The sequence below is a fragment of the Yoonia sp. genome, from assembly GCF_965660735.1.
In the GTDB taxonomy this organism is placed as follows: Bacteria; Pseudomonadota; Alphaproteobacteria; order Rhodobacterales; family Rhodobacteraceae; genus Yoonia.
The window spans coordinates 93,742-107,827 of record NZ_CBFIBD010000001.1 but is presented as its reverse complement, the minus strand read 5'-3'; the positions used below and the strand labels follow the sequence as shown (position 1 = coordinate 107,827).

Sequence of the window (14,086 nt, the reverse complement as noted above, 5' to 3'; positions counted from 1 at the left end):
ACTAATCGATCTGGCTGAGCTTCAGCCGCAATTCACGAAGGACCGGCAGCGCCACACGCACCTTGTCTTCACCCACTTTGGCCACGACATCGGCGATGACCGGCGCAATGGCGGCAAGGGCTGCGTCACGGGCGGATTGGCCAGATGGGCTGATCGCCACCATCTTGCGGCGGGCATCGTCCCAATCGGGACGGATATGCACCCAGCCGGCCCATTCCAGTTTATGCAGCGTGTTCGTCATGGCCCCACGCGTCACGTGGAATGTCTTGGCCAGTTGCGCGGGCGACCGTTCGTCCCCCGCATGGGCAAGATGGTTCAGCACGGAAAAATGCGACAGTTCCATTCCCTTGGGCAACACGCGGGCGACGCTGGCCCGGGCAAGTTGATCCACGGCCAGAATCTCGCTGAACAGGGTCACGACAAGATGGTTTGACGAATCCGGCATCAGGGGCCTTCAAATGGGCGGTCATGGGACAGGGCCGCAATACGTTTGCGACTTTCTGCCACCTGTGCCGGATCAAGATCAACCAACGCGACGCCCGGATCGGTCCCCATATCGACCAAAACCTCGCCCCAGGGCGAAACCGCCATGGAATGCCCGTATGTGCGCCGCGGTTTGCCTGCACTTGCGGCATGTTCGCCAGTTTGGGCAGCCGCCAGAACATACGCCCCCGTTTCAATCGCGCGCGCGCGCAGCAAAGGTTCCCAATGGGCGGCACCGGTGACAGGCGAAAAGGCGGACGGGATCAACAGAACCTCTGCCCCCGACTGTGCCAGTGCACGGTAAAGATAGGCAAAACGAACGTCATAACACACGCTCAGACCGATCCGCGCAAAAGGCGTGTCGGCGACAACCGCCTGCGCGCCGGGACGGTAACCCGCAGATTCGCGATAGGTTTCCGTGTCAGACACGGTGACGTCAAACATATGGATCTTGTCATAACGCGCCACGATCTGCCCTGCGGGATCAATCAGGAACGACCGGTTCGCGAACCGCCCGTCGGGGTCGTCCGTCTTGAGCGCGAGCGACCCGATCGACAGCCACACATCATGAAGAATTGCCGCCGCGCGCAAGCCCGCAAGGGTTATATCGTCAGCTTCGTGCTGCAAGACTGCCTGTTGATGCGCCCGGTTCTGAGAAACACAATTTGTCACCTCGGGTGTCAGGACAAACCGCGCACCCTGCGCAGCGGCCTGCGCAACTAAATCAAGCGTCACCGGCAGGTTCACCGCCGGATCGTCGCTTGCGTTCAACTGAAGCAGCGCAGTCTTCATGCGGCCAGCATTGCGTCCAGTTTACCTTGACGCTCCAGCGCCATCAGTTCTGTGCAACCCCCAACATGCGTATCGCCAATGAATATCTGTGGCACCGTGCTGCCACCGTTGGCGCGCTGGATCATTTCGGCACGGCGTTCCGGCTGGGCGCTTATGTTCACCTCGGCAAAGCTGACGCCTTTTGATTTCAGCAGCCGCTTGGCCATATGACAAAAGCCGCAGGTCGGTTTCGTGTAGATTTCAATCGTGGTCATCGGCAGCGTCCCTAGATCTATTTCCATTTATTTAGGGATTCTTGACGACTCTTGCCAGTGTTACAATAGACACATCCTTGGCACCGACGGCGCACAGCGCCTCTGTGCTGGCGGCCAGGGTCGCGCCAGAGGTCATCACATCATCGACCAGCAGCACCGATCTTCCCTTGATCATTTCCGCCCGCCCCGGGTTTGCCACGATGGCCCCGGCAAGTGCGGCAAAACGGGCATCACGGCTGTGTCCCTCCAGCGGTTTGGTCTTTTTGGGACGCAACAGCGCATCGGGGCAAACAGGACGGTCCAGCGCGTGACCCAAGCCATGCACCAGCAACGCGGCCTGATTATAGCGCCGCCGCGCCAGTCGCATCCAATGCAGCGGAACGGGCACCAGCACCGTGTCATCCCGCAACAAGGGCCGGGCGATCCGTGCCATCCACGCAGATGTCGGTCGTGCCAGATCGGTACGGTCGCCATGTTTCAGGGCCAGAACCAATCGCCGCCCGATGCCCGCATAGACCAGCGCGGCACGGCCCCTGTTCCACGGTCGGGCGATGGTCATGCAGTCATCGCATTGGACAATATCACCGCAGTCTTCACCGGGTAAGGATGTGCCGCAGGTGTCACAGACTAGGCCGCCGATAAACTGCGTTTCACGCCAGCAGGGGCCACAAAGCCCATACTCTGCCTCTGTCTGCGCATCACATGCGACGCATTGCGCTGGGTAAATCGCTCTGATCACGCTTTGCATCTGCATCGTTCCACCCTAAATGGGGGCCATGACGAATACGCCCCAACTTGTCGATCGCCCCGCCCTGCTACGCAACCGCGCCCGCGCCGAACCAGAGGCGCTGTTTCTGCACGACACCGTGGCAGACGAGATCCATGAAAGACTGACCGAGGTTAACAGAACCTTTAAATCGGTCGCGATCGTGACAGGTTTTCCTGATTTCTGGCGTCGTCACTTCCCCGACGCAAAAATCGTGGCGGATGATGACACGCTGGCACTGCAGCAGGACGCGCATGATCTTGTGCTGCACACCATGGCGCTGCATTGGGCCAATGATCCTGTCGGGCAGCTGGTGCAGTGCCGCCATGCGTTGCAACCCGACGGGCTTTTTATCGCGGCGTTCCTTGGCGGGCAGACCTTGCATGAATTACGCACAGCGCTGGCCGAGGCAGAGGCGATGATAACCGGCGGGCTGTCGCCACGGATCGCGCCCATGGGGGAAATCCGCGACCTTGGCGCGCTTTTGCAACGGGCGGGCCTTGCGTTGCCGGTCGCTGACGGCACGCCGCTGACGGCCAGCTATGCCAATGCGTTCCACTTGATGCACGATTTGCGCAAGATGGGCGAAAACAATGCGCTGGCAGGGCGGCCGCGGACCATCACCCGGCGCAATATCCTGACCGAAGCATCTTCAATTTATGCGGCGAACTTCGCCAATGACGCAGGCCGCGTGGATGCGACCTTTGAAATCATCACCCTTACCGGCTGGGGCCCTGCGGACACGCAGCCGCAACCCCTGCGCCCCGGCAGCGCAAAAATCAGGCTTGCCGATGCGTTGGGCACGGTTGAAACGCCTTTAGACAAGTCCAAATCTTGATATCGGGCGTATTACGTTTAACTCGGTTCAAAATCACGCTACCTAAAGGGTCATGAAAATGTTCGATGCACACAGCCAGTCCGCTGAACGGCCAGCCACATGTCCCATGCATGCGCCCGCAGATCACCCCAAGGTGAAACCGGCGCGCGTCGGTATTCTGCTGGCCAATTTGGGCACGCCCGACGCGACCGATTATTGGTCAATGCGGCGGTATCTGAACGAATTTCTGTCCGACAAGCGGGTCGTCGATTATTCCGCGTGGATCTGGCAGCCGCTGTTGCAGCTGGTCATCCTGACAAAACGCCCGTTTTCATCGGGGGCCGCCTATAAATCCATCTGGAACGAAGAAGACAACGAAAGCCCGCTGTTGACGATTACCAAGAAACAGACGGCCGCGATCAAGGCGCAACTGGTGGAACGTTACGGCGACGATGTGCGCGTCGATTTCTGCATGCGTTATGGCAACCCCTCGACCAAATCCAAGGTTCGTGAAATGGTGGATGCCGGATGCACCAAAATCGTGTTTTTCCCGCTTTACCCCCATTATGCCGGCGCGACATCCGCAACCGCGAATGACCAGTTCTTTCGCGCCTTGATGGATGAAAAGTGGCAACCCGTCGCCCGTGTGATCGAACCCTATTTCGAAGAAGCCGCCTATATCGAGGCGTTGGCCCAATCCATTGAAACCGCCTATGCCAATGCGGAAACGAAGCCCGAAAAGCTGGTATGCTCCTACCATGGCGTGCCGGAACGCTATCTGCGCGAGGGTGACCCCTATCATTGTCAGTGCCAGAAGACGACGCGCCTGCTCAAGGAACGGCTGGGTTGGGACGATACGCAAATCGTGACGACCTTCCAGTCACGTTTCGGCCCCGAAGAATGGCTGAAACCCTACACAGTGGAAGAGGTTGCGCGCCTAGCAAAAGAGGATGGCGTGAAAAACATCGCCGTCTGCGCGCCTGCCTTTTCCGCAGATTGCATCGAAACGCTGGAAGAGATCAACGAAGAGATCAAGGAAAGTTTCGAACATGCGGGTGGTGAACATTTCACCTATATCCCCTGCCTGAACGACGATCCGGCGCACATTGATGCGTTGACCGGCGTGATCGAAAAAAACCTGAAGGGGTGGCTGGGTTAAACCCTGCGTCGGCTAGACTTTTATACATTCCCACACGGATCTGACCCCGTGGCATCATTGGTATGTTGCCACGGGTTTGGTGCGTTCTCGCCGCATGATGGCCTCAAATCAACCATATTCGGTGGCTAAGAATACCTATTGTATTGTGATCAGGCGCGCTTGTTTTGCGCAAAAAAGGTTTTTGCAGATGGCTGTGGCGCAGGACGTTCATACCAGTGAACCAACCTCGGAAATGTCCGAGTCGCTAACCGAGGGGGACCTGCTTCTCGGTGATCAGTTTACGATTCTCGGCCGGTTGGGAAGCGGCGGTTTCGGCATCACCTATCTGGCCAAGGATAACTATCTCGACAGGAAAGTCGTGATAAAGGAATGCTTTCCCGAGGTATTTTGCTGCCGCACAGGGACCAGCGTTCATGTGCGTTCGACAAGCAACCTGGAGAAATTCCGGTCAATCGTTTCGATGTTCGCCCGCGAAGCCCGCAGTATCGCAAAGCTGCGGCACCCCAATATCATCGGCGTGCATCGCGTATTCGAGGATAACGAAACAGCCTATATCGCGCTTGAACTGGTTGATGGGCACAACCTGCTGGAGATCATAGAGAGCAAGAACGACGGATTGCCGGCAGAACAGGTGCAGGACATCCTGATCCGGCTGTTGGATGCCGTGCAGGTCGTGCATGAACAGGATTTGCTGCATCGCGATATTTCGCCCGACAACATCCTGCTGGACAAGGCCGGCAACCCCGTTTTGATCGACTTTGGCGCTGCCCGCGAGGAAGCCAGCCGGGAAACCCGCGCCCTGTCGATGGTTCTGGTCGTCAAAGATGGCTATTCACCGCACGAGTTTTATTTTGCGGGTGGCAAACAGACGCCCAGCAGCGATCTCTATGCGCTTGCGGCCACTTTTTACCACGTGATTACCGGCAAGGCACCGCCAAATAGCCAGATCCGCATGGCCGATGTTGCCGCAGGAAATCCCGACCCCTGCGAACCCCTTGTCGGACGGTTCAAGACCTATGACGACACATTCCTGAAGGCGATCGACAAGGCGATGAGCGTCCTGCCCAAGGACAGGTTGCAATCGGCCAGGGAATGGCGCGAGATCATCGACACGAACGGTGAGAAACAACAGCCCTTTGGCCTGCCGCCGATTGATCAGACCCTTGAAAAAACGCTGATCCGCCTTGTGTCGGAAACCAATGAACAACTGCAAAGAACAGAGGCCCAGACCAATAACGCGGAGGGATCATCGGATGGGCGGTCACGGTTGGTGGTGCCACAGTGGGTGCGCGATTTCAACGAAGAAACCGTTCAACGCAAAAGCATCAGCCACAGCGTTTCAAGTTATGTTCGACGAGAGGACGCCCTTAAACGCAAATATGACAGCCACACAGGACGCGTGACAGTCAAATCCATCATGCGGCTGACCGGTTATCTGACAGTGGCAGCTTTGGTTGCTCTCTTTAGTTATACAACCGTTTTCGCCGGTTGAACCCATCTCAAATCAACAAGACCTGCGTGCCCACGGTAGCGTAACCGAACAACTCTGCGATTTGCTCGTTGTAGAGCCCGACACAGCCATTTGACGACCGGCGACCAATTTTGCGTGTGTCGTGCGTGCCATGGATCCGATAATATTGCCAGGACAGATAAAGTGCATGGGTGCCAAGCGGATTTTCCGGGCCGGGACCAATGAAATCCGGCCATTCGGGGTTTCTGATCTTCATTGCGGGCGTCGGTGCCCAGCTTGGGCCTTCGACCTTGCGAATAACTTCGGTGCGACCCTTGCGTGTCAGATCCTCGGTCAGGGGAACACTGGTCGGGAACAGCTTGTAGATCGCCTCGTCTTCGGACCAATAGTGCAGCGCACGCGACTGGATATCGACCAGAATCGCACCATTTTTGAGATTGCTGAAATATGGCTGCCAATCCAACGAACGAAAACTGGAAATGTTACGCTGGACCGCTTGAGTGATATCACCCTCAATCTCGGTCGTACCGGCAGTCTGCGCTGCGGCGCCCGTGCCGACAACAGCGGCCGTCGCGGCCAGAAATCCCCGACGGGATAGGGTATGTGACATTTCAATGCTCCATCTGCACAACGCGCTTTGAACACGGAATTTATTGTGTCTTGCTGGCAACCGCAATTCAAACAAACGTCATAACGGCGCATCCCCGCCGATGTGGGTTTGAAGTGTCACAGCAATCCCGCTAAGAACCGCTCAGGCAGTAGGGCAGACGACAAATGTATCGACGCGAGATGATTTCAGGACTGGCAGCCTTTGGGCTGGTGGCGTGCGAACAGGTCCCAGTTTCGCGGCTGGGTCCGGACGGGCTGCCTTTGCCCACGCTCTACCGAATCACAGAAGGGCAAGAGGCGGAAATCCAGTTTCGCATGCTGGACAGTGTAAATGTCCTGCGACAGACGCAAGGCCTTGTTCCCGTCGCACTTGACGGTCGTCTGAACGCAGCTGCCGCGACACATGCACGGGATATGTCAATTCAGAACCGCCCGTGGCTGTTCGGCTCTGACGGGTCCAGCCCACTTGACCGCGCACGTCGGGTCGGCTTTCCCGGGCGGCTTTTGGGTGAAAACATTTCGGAATCGTATGAAACCGAATTGCAAACACTTGCCGCATGGATGGAGCAGCCGGACACGCGTGCCGTCATCATGGACCCGGACGCACGGTTGATGGGGTTTGCCTGGTATCAGGAAACCGCCGGCAAGTTGTGGTGGACATTGAATATGGGCAGCGACCCGGCGATCCGCCAGCCTATTCCCGGCAGCTAGGCATAGATGTAGATCGGTGTACCGGTCTGCACCATCGCATAGATTTCATCCATTTCCTGATTTTGCACGGCGATACAGCCCCAGGTCCAATCCCGCTTGCCAAATACGATCTGTGGTGTGCCGTGAATAAAGATATCGCCACCCGGGCTGACCCCACGCGCACGCGCGGCGGCGATATCGTTCGCATTCGGATAAGAAATGCCAAGTGACAGGTAATACTGACTGTTGGGGTTGCGTCGATCGATCCGATAAGCGCCTTCAGGCGTGCGCCCGTCACCTTCCTGTAGCTTGTGCCCTGTCGGGGCAAAGCCCAGTTCGAACTGGTATGCCCGCAAAAGGCTACGACCCCCGATCAGCTGCATCAGACGCTGTTCCTTGAACACCTGAACGCGCGTCACACTCGGGCCGTTATACTGCGGCGGTTCCGCACTGCACCCGGCCAGCCCTGCGGCTGCGCCAACCATCACTGATCGTCTTGAAATCATTCTTCTGCCCATTGTCCCGGTCTGCGCCGTTTTTTACTGAATACAAGAAAACAGCGAGAAAAGGTAGAAAAAGATGTAAACGGTTGACTATTTACGGCGGAAACCTGTGACAACTTCGACGTGAGGGGACCATCGAAACTGGTCCACGACCTGAACAGCACCCATGACAAAACCTGCGTCGGTCAACGCGCGGCTGTCGCGCGCGAATGTCACCGGATTGCAGGACACCATCGCAATGGTGCTGACACCGGATTGCGCCAGCGTGGCGATCTGCGCCTCGGCACCGGCGCGGGGCGGGTCTATCACGGCCGCATCAAAACTGCGCAATTCATCAAGCTCCAGCGGCCTGCGGAACAAATCACGCGTTTCGGTCGTCACGCGGCGCAACTGGTGCCCGCCACGCCACCCCCGATCAAGCGCGTCGAGCATCGCGGCTTCGCCTTCGACCGCGTGAATTTCGGCTCGCCGCGCAAGCGGCAGTGTAAATGTCCCACATCCCGCAAACAGATCTACGATGCGTGACGCCCCTTGGGTGATCTGTTCAACCGCGCCCAAAAGCGCCATTTCCCCATCCTTGGTCGCCTGAAGAAACGCGCCCGGCGGCGGCACCACGGACACGCCACCGAAATCCTGCACTGGCGGATTTATCGTGACCACCGGTTCGTCGTTCCAAACCAGACGGGCGAACCTGTGCTGCTGCGCAAACCCTGCCAGATCAACACGCAATTGCGCGGTCAGATCCTTGTCCGTTGCGACCAGTACATCCGGCCCAAACGGGGTATCGGTTACCGTCAGGTCTATTTCGCCCTTGCGTGAACAGGCGATGACGGTCAGCGCCTCGAGCGCAGGAAATATCGCTGTCAGCGCCGGCGTGACCAACTGGCAATCAGGCACCGGCACCAGCATATCCGACGCCTTGGCGTGAAAGCCAACCATCGCCCCCTTTTTGGTGCGGCGGCCCGAAAACTTGGCCCGGCGGCGCGATTGCGGGGGCGAGGTGATGATGGGCATCAATTCCGGGGCCAGGCCCTGCGCCTGCACCGCCTTTTGCACGATGCCGGCTTTCCACGCCGCGACAAAATCGTCGCTGGCGTGCTGCATTGCACAGCCACCGCAGGTTTTGAAATGCCTGCAACGCGGTGCCACCCGATGGGGTGACGGCATGATGATCCGCACCGCGCCATCCTGCGCCACGGCGACTTCTTCACCCGGCAGGACACGTGCCAACAGCGACCGCCCGTCAGAGGCCCGGCCAAGTCCAAGATGGGTCAGGCTTTCGATTGTCAGCATTTATTCCGCCGCGTCTTTGACATTGATGAAACCACCCGATTGCCGGTTCCAGTAACGGGCATAAAGCCCGCCCCTGGCCAGCAAATCATCGTGCGTTCCCTGTTCCACAACGCGCCCCGCGTCAAGCACGATGATCCGGTCCATCCGCGCCAGCGTGGACAGCCGGTGCGCGATGGCAATCACCGTCTTGCCGTCCATAATCGTCTCTAACGCGCCTTGAATCGCTGCTTCTACCTCTGAATCAAGCGCGCTTGTCGCCTCGTCCAGCACCAGGATCGGCGCGTCTTTCAGGATGGCGCGGGCGATGGCGATACGCTGCCGCTGTCCACCCGACAGTTTCACACCGCGTTCACCCAGATGCGCGTCATACCCTTTGCGCCCCTTGTGATCGACCAGATCCAGAATGAATGCATGCGCCTCGGCCTGTCTGGCGGCTTCTTCAATCTCGGCTTGTGTGGCGTCTGGCTTGCCATAGCGGATATTATCGCGGGCGGACCGGTTGAACATCGCCGTTTCCTGCGTGACCATTGCAATCTTGCGGCGCAGGCTTTCCTGCGTGACCTCGCGCAGGTTCTGCCCGTCGATCAGCACATCGCCGGCCTCGGTGTCGTATAGCCGCAGCAGCAGAGCCACCAAGGTGGACTTGCCAGCGCCAGAGGCCCCGACGATCCCCAGCTTTTCCCCCGAATGCACAGTCAGTGTTACATCGTCCAGCCCACCGGGGCCGCCACCATACGTAAAGCTGACATCGGAAAACACAATCTCGCCTTTGTCGGCGGTCAGGTCGGCCGCGCCTTGTGCATCGGTCAACTGATGTGGCGGGCTGAGTGTGCGCATCGCATCCTCGATCTCGCCCACGTTTGCATACATGCCCATCAGCGTGAAACTGACCCAGCCGGTCATCTGCGATAGACGCAATGCGATAGCCCCCGCCGCGGCAATATCGCCGGCCGATGCCACGCCTAGCGACCAGAAATATAGCGTCGTGCCGACCAAAAGGATCGGCAGCAACCCACCCAGCGCCATCAGCCAGAACCGGAACGACGCCGACAGCCAGCCATAATCGACCGCGCTGCCCCAGTAGTTTTCCATCGCGTCGATTGCGGCGCGGTCCTCGTGTTTGTCGTGGGCGAACAATTTCACGGTCTTGATGTTGGTGATCGTATCGACAACCTGTCCTGTCACCATTGCCCGTGTCGCCGCCCGTGCCTTGGACCTTTCGCGGATACGCGGCATGAAAAACCGGATCATCCAGATATAGCCCGCAACCCACAGCGCCAGCAGCGCGGCGGTGCGCAAATCAATCGTCAGCAGCAGGATGACCGACCCCACTAGCGACGCAAGCGCAAAGGCCACAGTGTGGATCATATCCACCGCCAGATCGGTCGTCGCGCGGGCCGCCTGCATCTGTTTTTGCGCGATCCGCCCGGCAAAATCATCGTCAAAGAACGTCACCGCCTGTCCAAGCGAATGCCGGTGCAACCGCGACAAGATCAGATTGCTGAGCGATGGACCAACCACGACCGACTGCATTACGCCTGACACACCCAGGACCAAGGGGCGTGCAATGATGAAAAAGGCGGTGACAGCGATCAGCAAAACTGCGTTCTGGGAAAAATACGCATCCGCCGCTGACGACAACGCCGCGTCAATCACCCAACCCAGCATCAGCGCGGTCAGCACCTCCAGCGTGCCGGCCAACGCCGATATCGCGCCACCCAGCGTGACCATCTTCAGGCTGCCCCGCAATGCCCACATCATGAACGCCATCAGGGTCTGGGGCGGCGGCCCCTCGGCGGGGGCGAACGGGTCAATCCAACGCTCGGGTGTCATGGGCTGCTTTCATTTGCTCTGCCGCTTTATCTAGCGCTTTGGCTGCCGCGTCCAACAGTAGCCATCGCTTACAAAAAGATGAGCGCCGAAAACCCTGCTAGCGCCAGCGCCATTATGCGCATGAAGACGCGCCACGCCAACGGATTGGCCAACAGAAATGACAACAGTGCCCCCGCCGTTGTCCAGAACAGGCAGACGCTCAGGTTAAGACCGGAAAAAGTCGCGGCCAGTGTCATGGCCTGATCGGCTGGTGCCAGTGCCGCAATATAGGCCATCGCGCTGATGGCAACGGCCCAAACCTTTGGGTTAATCCATTGGAACAACACGGCCTCGACAAAGGTAAAAGGGCGCTCGCGCCTGTCTGCCCTTGCCGGATCGGCGTGCCACAGCCGATAAGCCATCCACAAGATCCAGATGCTGGCCCCGGTTTTCAGCACCGAGGTCAGCACAGGTTGCGCAAGCAACAGCGCACCGACCCCAAGACCTGTCACCCCCGAGGTAATCCCAACGCCCAGCGCAACGCCTAGGATATGTGGCACCGTCCGCCGGAACCCGAACCGCGCACCTGATGCGGTCAGCAGGATCACATTCGGTCCCGGCGAAAACAACCCAAAGAACACGAACCCGAAAAACGGCCAAAGTTCAGTCAATAAGGTCGTCCTTGCCAAGGGTAAAATCCGACGCGATCCAGCGGGCCTCGGCCTGTTTCAGGGCGCGGCCCAAGGCGGGGCCTGTCAGCTTTGGCATCAGATCAGCCGCGCTTAGCGGAAATGTCTGTTTGGCACCAAATCGGGCTTTTTCAGCCATGTTAGGGTCTATTTCCTGTCCCACCGACGCTGCCCGCACAGCCAAGGCATCCATCGCGCGGTGCACACCAAACCGATAGCCCAGCCCCCCCGCCGGCAGGTCGCTTTTGATCTGCTCCAACGCGGTCGCCTGCTGCCGGCTAAGCCGCAGTGCAGATTGCGGATCACCCCCCAAAACGGCAAGACGGCGGATCGGGTCGGGGGCAAGCCCTGCTTGGTCTTCGACATGGACCAGCACAGGCAAGGCGGCCACCGCTGCCCCCGGCAACACCTGCGCCAGCGCCCCGGTTGCCGCCATCGACGCCACAGCAGGGGCAGGATCAGGGGCGGCCAGCAGTTTCAACACCTCCGCCGTTATACGTTCGGTTGATAGCGTTTGAAGCCCCTCAATATTGCCAGCACAGGCGGCCAGCCCATCAATATCGGGGCCTTCATCAGGATCGCCATACCATGCGTAAAACCTGAAAAACCGCAGGATGCGCAGGTAATCCTCCCTGATCCGGCGGTCGGCGTCTTCGATGAACCGCACCCGCCGCGCGCGCAGATCAGACAAACCACCCAAGGGATCGGCCACTGTGCCATCCGGTGCCACGTATAGCGCATTCATCGTGAAATCGCGCCTGCGGGCATCCTCCTCTATATTATCGGCAAAGGAGACGGTGGCGCGCCGCCCGTCTGTCGCGACATCGCGGCGAAAGGTCGTCACCTCAAAAGGTTGGTTTTGGGCAAGAATAGTGACTGTTCCGTGGTCATACCCGGTCGGTATCACGCGCAGTCCCGCCGCCTTGGCCAGCCGGATCACGTCATCGGGGTGCGCATCTGTCGTCAGGTCCAGATCTGCGACGGGTTCACCCAACAGCGTGTTGCGCACGCAGCCACCGACAAACCACGCCTGAAGGCCTGCATCGGTCAGCACGGCGCAAACCTGCTGTGCGGCGTCATCTTTCAGCCAAGGGGCGTCAATCCGGGTCATGACATACGGTCGGCAAGCGCGCGCAAAATGCGCGCGGTAGCACCCCAAATATAGTAGGGGCCGTAGGGCACGGCATAATACAGGCGCCTGCGGCCCTGCCAGTGGCGGCCTTCGACGCGGAACATGGCGGGGTTGGTGACGTGGTGCAGCGGCACCTGAAACACCTCGGTGACTTCACCTGCCTCTGGGATCGGGTCGAACGGGCCGTTGACGATCGCCAGCACCGGCGTCACCTGAAACCCCGTTACTGTCTGGTGCGTCGGCAGCGTGCCCAGCACATTGACCATGCTGCGCGGCAGGCCGATTTCCTCGTGTGCCTCGCGCAGGGCGGCGTCAACGATTGTTGCATCGGTCGCATCCTGCTTGCCTCCGGCAAAGGCGATCTGGCCAGGGTGATGTTTCAGACGGGGCGACCGTTTCGTAAGAATGACAGATTCACGATCGGCGCTTATCGCGACAAGAACACCCGCAGGCGTCAGGCGAATGTCGGGGGCTTGAACATCTTTGTTCAGGTCAAAATCAGACGACGCGCGGCCCCCTCTGGACAGCGCGTCAACCAATCTTTGATGCAGGCTAGGCACCGGTATCCTTTGCCTCGAACCCAAGGGTTTCCGGCTGGAACGTGTAATGTGCCCCGCAGAACTGGCAATCGGCGGTGACGATCCCTGCGTCCGTGGTCATCGTTGCGATGTCCTTGGCGGAATAGATCGACAGGCTCTGCCTGACCTTATCCGCTGAACAGCTGCACCCGAAACTGACAGGCTGCGGGTCGAACACGCGCGGCCCTTCTTCGTGGAACAGGCGCACCAGCAGGTCGGTGGGTGCTATCGTGGGGCCGATCAGTTCGATCTGTTCGACCGTATCCAACAGCGCATTGGCGCGGGTCCAGTTTTCGCCCTCGTCATCATCCAGAATATCGACCGCATCCAACAGTCCGCCTTCGCCAGAACCACCTTCACCCTTGGCAAAAGGCGACGCCTTGGGCATGTGCTGCAACATCACACCACCGGCACGCCATTTGGCGCCTTGCCCGGGCAATTGTGACCGCCCATAGGTCAGGGCAAACCGTGTCGGCAACTGTTCCGACTGCGCAAAATAGGTTTCGGCACAAGATGACAGCGACCCACCGGCAATGGGTGTGATCCCCTGATAGGGGGTCATCCCTTCGCCCTGATCGATCAGGATCGCGAAATATCCGTTGCCGATCTGGCTGAACGGTTCTGCCTGTTGATCAAGCGTTTCCGCATCGTAGGACGCATAGGCGCGTATGCGGGCCGGTTCGCCGTCATCTGTGGGTCCATAATAATCGGTCGCGATCAGCCGCGCAGGCCCGGACCCGCGCACTTGCAACGACAGCTTCCAGCGCAGTTTCATTGTCTGGCCGATCAGCGCGGTCAGCAGCGCCATTTCCGCCACCAGCCCTTCGATCATGGGGGGATAGTCGTGCTGCGACAAGACCTGTTCCAGCACGCCATCCAGACGGGCCACCCGACCGCGAATGTCGGATGCGTCAAGTTGAAACGGCAGGACGGTGTCGTCCCAGGCGATCTGTGCGCTGAGGCTCATGGTCTTTCCTTACAAGTCACGGGATGGCATACCGCGCCTATATAGGCGGGGCAAGCTATGGTCCAAGGGGG

The 14,086-nt window shown here is 59.1% G+C and carries 16 protein-coding genes; 4 read left to right on the top strand and 12 right to left on the bottom strand.

Going from position 1 to position 14,086, the window contains the following annotated elements:
* Window position 1 precedes the first annotated feature (1 nt).
* Genes ACTG4B_RS00540 through ACTG4B_RS00525 form a run of 4 tightly spaced genes read right to left on the bottom strand, consistent with a single transcriptional unit; the run spans window position 2 to window position 2,283 of the window.
* Window positions 2–445: a MarR family winged helix-turn-helix transcriptional regulator gene (locus ACTG4B_RS00540; protein WP_439153714.1), complete on the bottom strand. Its 444-nt coding sequence runs from the start codon at window positions 443–445 to the stop codon at window positions 2–4.
* Complete coding sequence (locus tag ACTG4B_RS00535; RefSeq protein ID WP_439153713.1) at window positions 445–1,275, bottom strand: carbon-nitrogen hydrolase family protein; 831 nt, start codon at window positions 1,273–1,275, stop codon at window positions 445–447. The genes ACTG4B_RS00540 and ACTG4B_RS00535 overlap by 1 nt, the downstream gene beginning before the upstream one ends.
* Complete coding sequence (gene grxC / locus ACTG4B_RS00530) at window positions 1,272–1,529, bottom strand: glutaredoxin 3 (protein ID WP_439153712.1); 258 nt, start codon at window positions 1,527–1,529, stop codon at window positions 1,272–1,274. Before grxC ends, ACTG4B_RS00535 begins: the two co-directional genes overlap by 4 nt.
* 31 nt (window positions 1,530–1,560) lie before the next feature.
* On the bottom strand, window positions 1,561–2,283 hold the full coding sequence (locus ACTG4B_RS00525; RefSeq protein ID WP_439153711.1) for a double zinc ribbon domain-containing protein: 723 nt from the start codon (window positions 2,281–2,283) through the stop codon (window positions 1,561–1,563).
* Between the two features lie 13 nt (window positions 2,284–2,296).
* Here ACTG4B_RS00525 and ACTG4B_RS00520 point away from each other — a divergent pair, with 13 nt between their 5' ends.
* From ACTG4B_RS00520 to ACTG4B_RS00510, 3 genes are all read left to right on the top strand, one after another.
* Entirely contained in the window at window positions 2,297–3,133 is an 837-nt protein-coding gene (locus ACTG4B_RS00520; RefSeq protein WP_439153710.1) for a methyltransferase domain-containing protein, read from the top strand.
* Window positions 3,134–3,185: 52 nt separating this feature from the next.
* Window positions 3,186–4,271, top strand: a complete 1,086-nt coding sequence (gene hemH / locus ACTG4B_RS00515; RefSeq protein ID WP_439153709.1) for a ferrochelatase — start codon at window positions 3,186–3,188, stop codon at window positions 4,269–4,271.
* 187 nt (window positions 4,272–4,458) lie between these two features.
* A complete protein-coding gene (locus ACTG4B_RS00510; RefSeq protein ID WP_439153708.1) occupies window positions 4,459–5,763 on the top strand; it encodes a serine/threonine protein kinase in 1,305 nt (434 codons plus the stop codon).
* 7 nt (window positions 5,764–5,770) lie between these two features.
* Here the strand turns inward: ACTG4B_RS00510 and ACTG4B_RS00505 are convergent, their stop codons facing one another.
* A complete protein-coding gene (locus ACTG4B_RS00505) occupies window positions 5,771–6,352 on the bottom strand; it encodes a L,D-transpeptidase (protein ID WP_439153707.1) in 582 nt (193 codons plus the stop codon).
* Between the two features lie 164 nt (window positions 6,353–6,516).
* Between ACTG4B_RS00505 and ACTG4B_RS00500 the strand changes: the two genes are divergently transcribed.
* Window positions 6,517–7,062, top strand: coding sequence for a CAP domain-containing protein (locus ACTG4B_RS00500; RefSeq protein ID WP_439153706.1), 546 nt, complete (start codon window positions 6,517–6,519; stop codon window positions 7,060–7,062).
* Here ACTG4B_RS00500 and ACTG4B_RS00495 read toward each other — a convergent pair.
* The 7 genes from ACTG4B_RS00495 to ACTG4B_RS00465 all read right to left on the bottom strand — a co-directional run bounded on the left by ACTG4B_RS00495 (window position 7,059) and on the right by ACTG4B_RS00465 (window position 14,015).
* Window positions 7,059–7,547, bottom strand: a complete 489-nt coding sequence (locus tag ACTG4B_RS00495; protein ID WP_439153705.1) for a L,D-transpeptidase family protein — start codon at window positions 7,545–7,547, stop codon at window positions 7,059–7,061. The genes ACTG4B_RS00500 and ACTG4B_RS00495 overlap by 4 nt on opposite strands.
* A gap of 87 nt (window positions 7,548–7,634) precedes the next feature.
* A complete protein-coding gene (locus ACTG4B_RS00490; protein WP_439153704.1) occupies window positions 7,635–8,837 on the bottom strand; it encodes a class I SAM-dependent RNA methyltransferase in 1,203 nt (400 codons plus the stop codon).
* Complete coding sequence (locus ACTG4B_RS00485; RefSeq protein WP_439153703.1) at window positions 8,838–10,670, bottom strand: ABC transporter ATP-binding protein; 1,833 nt, start codon at window positions 10,668–10,670, stop codon at window positions 8,838–8,840.
* A gap of 68 nt (window positions 10,671–10,738) precedes the next feature.
* Entirely contained in the window at window positions 10,739–11,320 is a 582-nt protein-coding gene (locus ACTG4B_RS00480) for a LysE family translocator (RefSeq protein ID WP_439153702.1), read from the bottom strand.
* The gene (locus ACTG4B_RS00475; protein WP_439153701.1) at window positions 11,313–12,449 is read right to left on the bottom strand and encodes a CCA tRNA nucleotidyltransferase; all 1,137 of its coding nucleotides are present in this window, start codon (window positions 12,447–12,449) and stop codon (window positions 11,313–11,315) included. The genes ACTG4B_RS00480 and ACTG4B_RS00475 overlap by 8 nt, the downstream gene beginning before the upstream one ends.
* Entirely contained in the window at window positions 12,446–13,030 is a 585-nt protein-coding gene (locus tag ACTG4B_RS00470; protein WP_439153700.1) for a CoA pyrophosphatase, read from the bottom strand. The genes ACTG4B_RS00475 and ACTG4B_RS00470 overlap by 4 nt, the downstream gene beginning before the upstream one ends.
* Entirely contained in the window at window positions 13,023–14,015 is a 993-nt protein-coding gene (locus ACTG4B_RS00465) for an Hsp33 family molecular chaperone HslO (RefSeq protein ID WP_439153699.1), read from the bottom strand. The genes ACTG4B_RS00470 and ACTG4B_RS00465 overlap by 8 nt, the downstream gene beginning before the upstream one ends.
* Window positions 14,016–14,086: the final 71 nt, after the last annotated feature.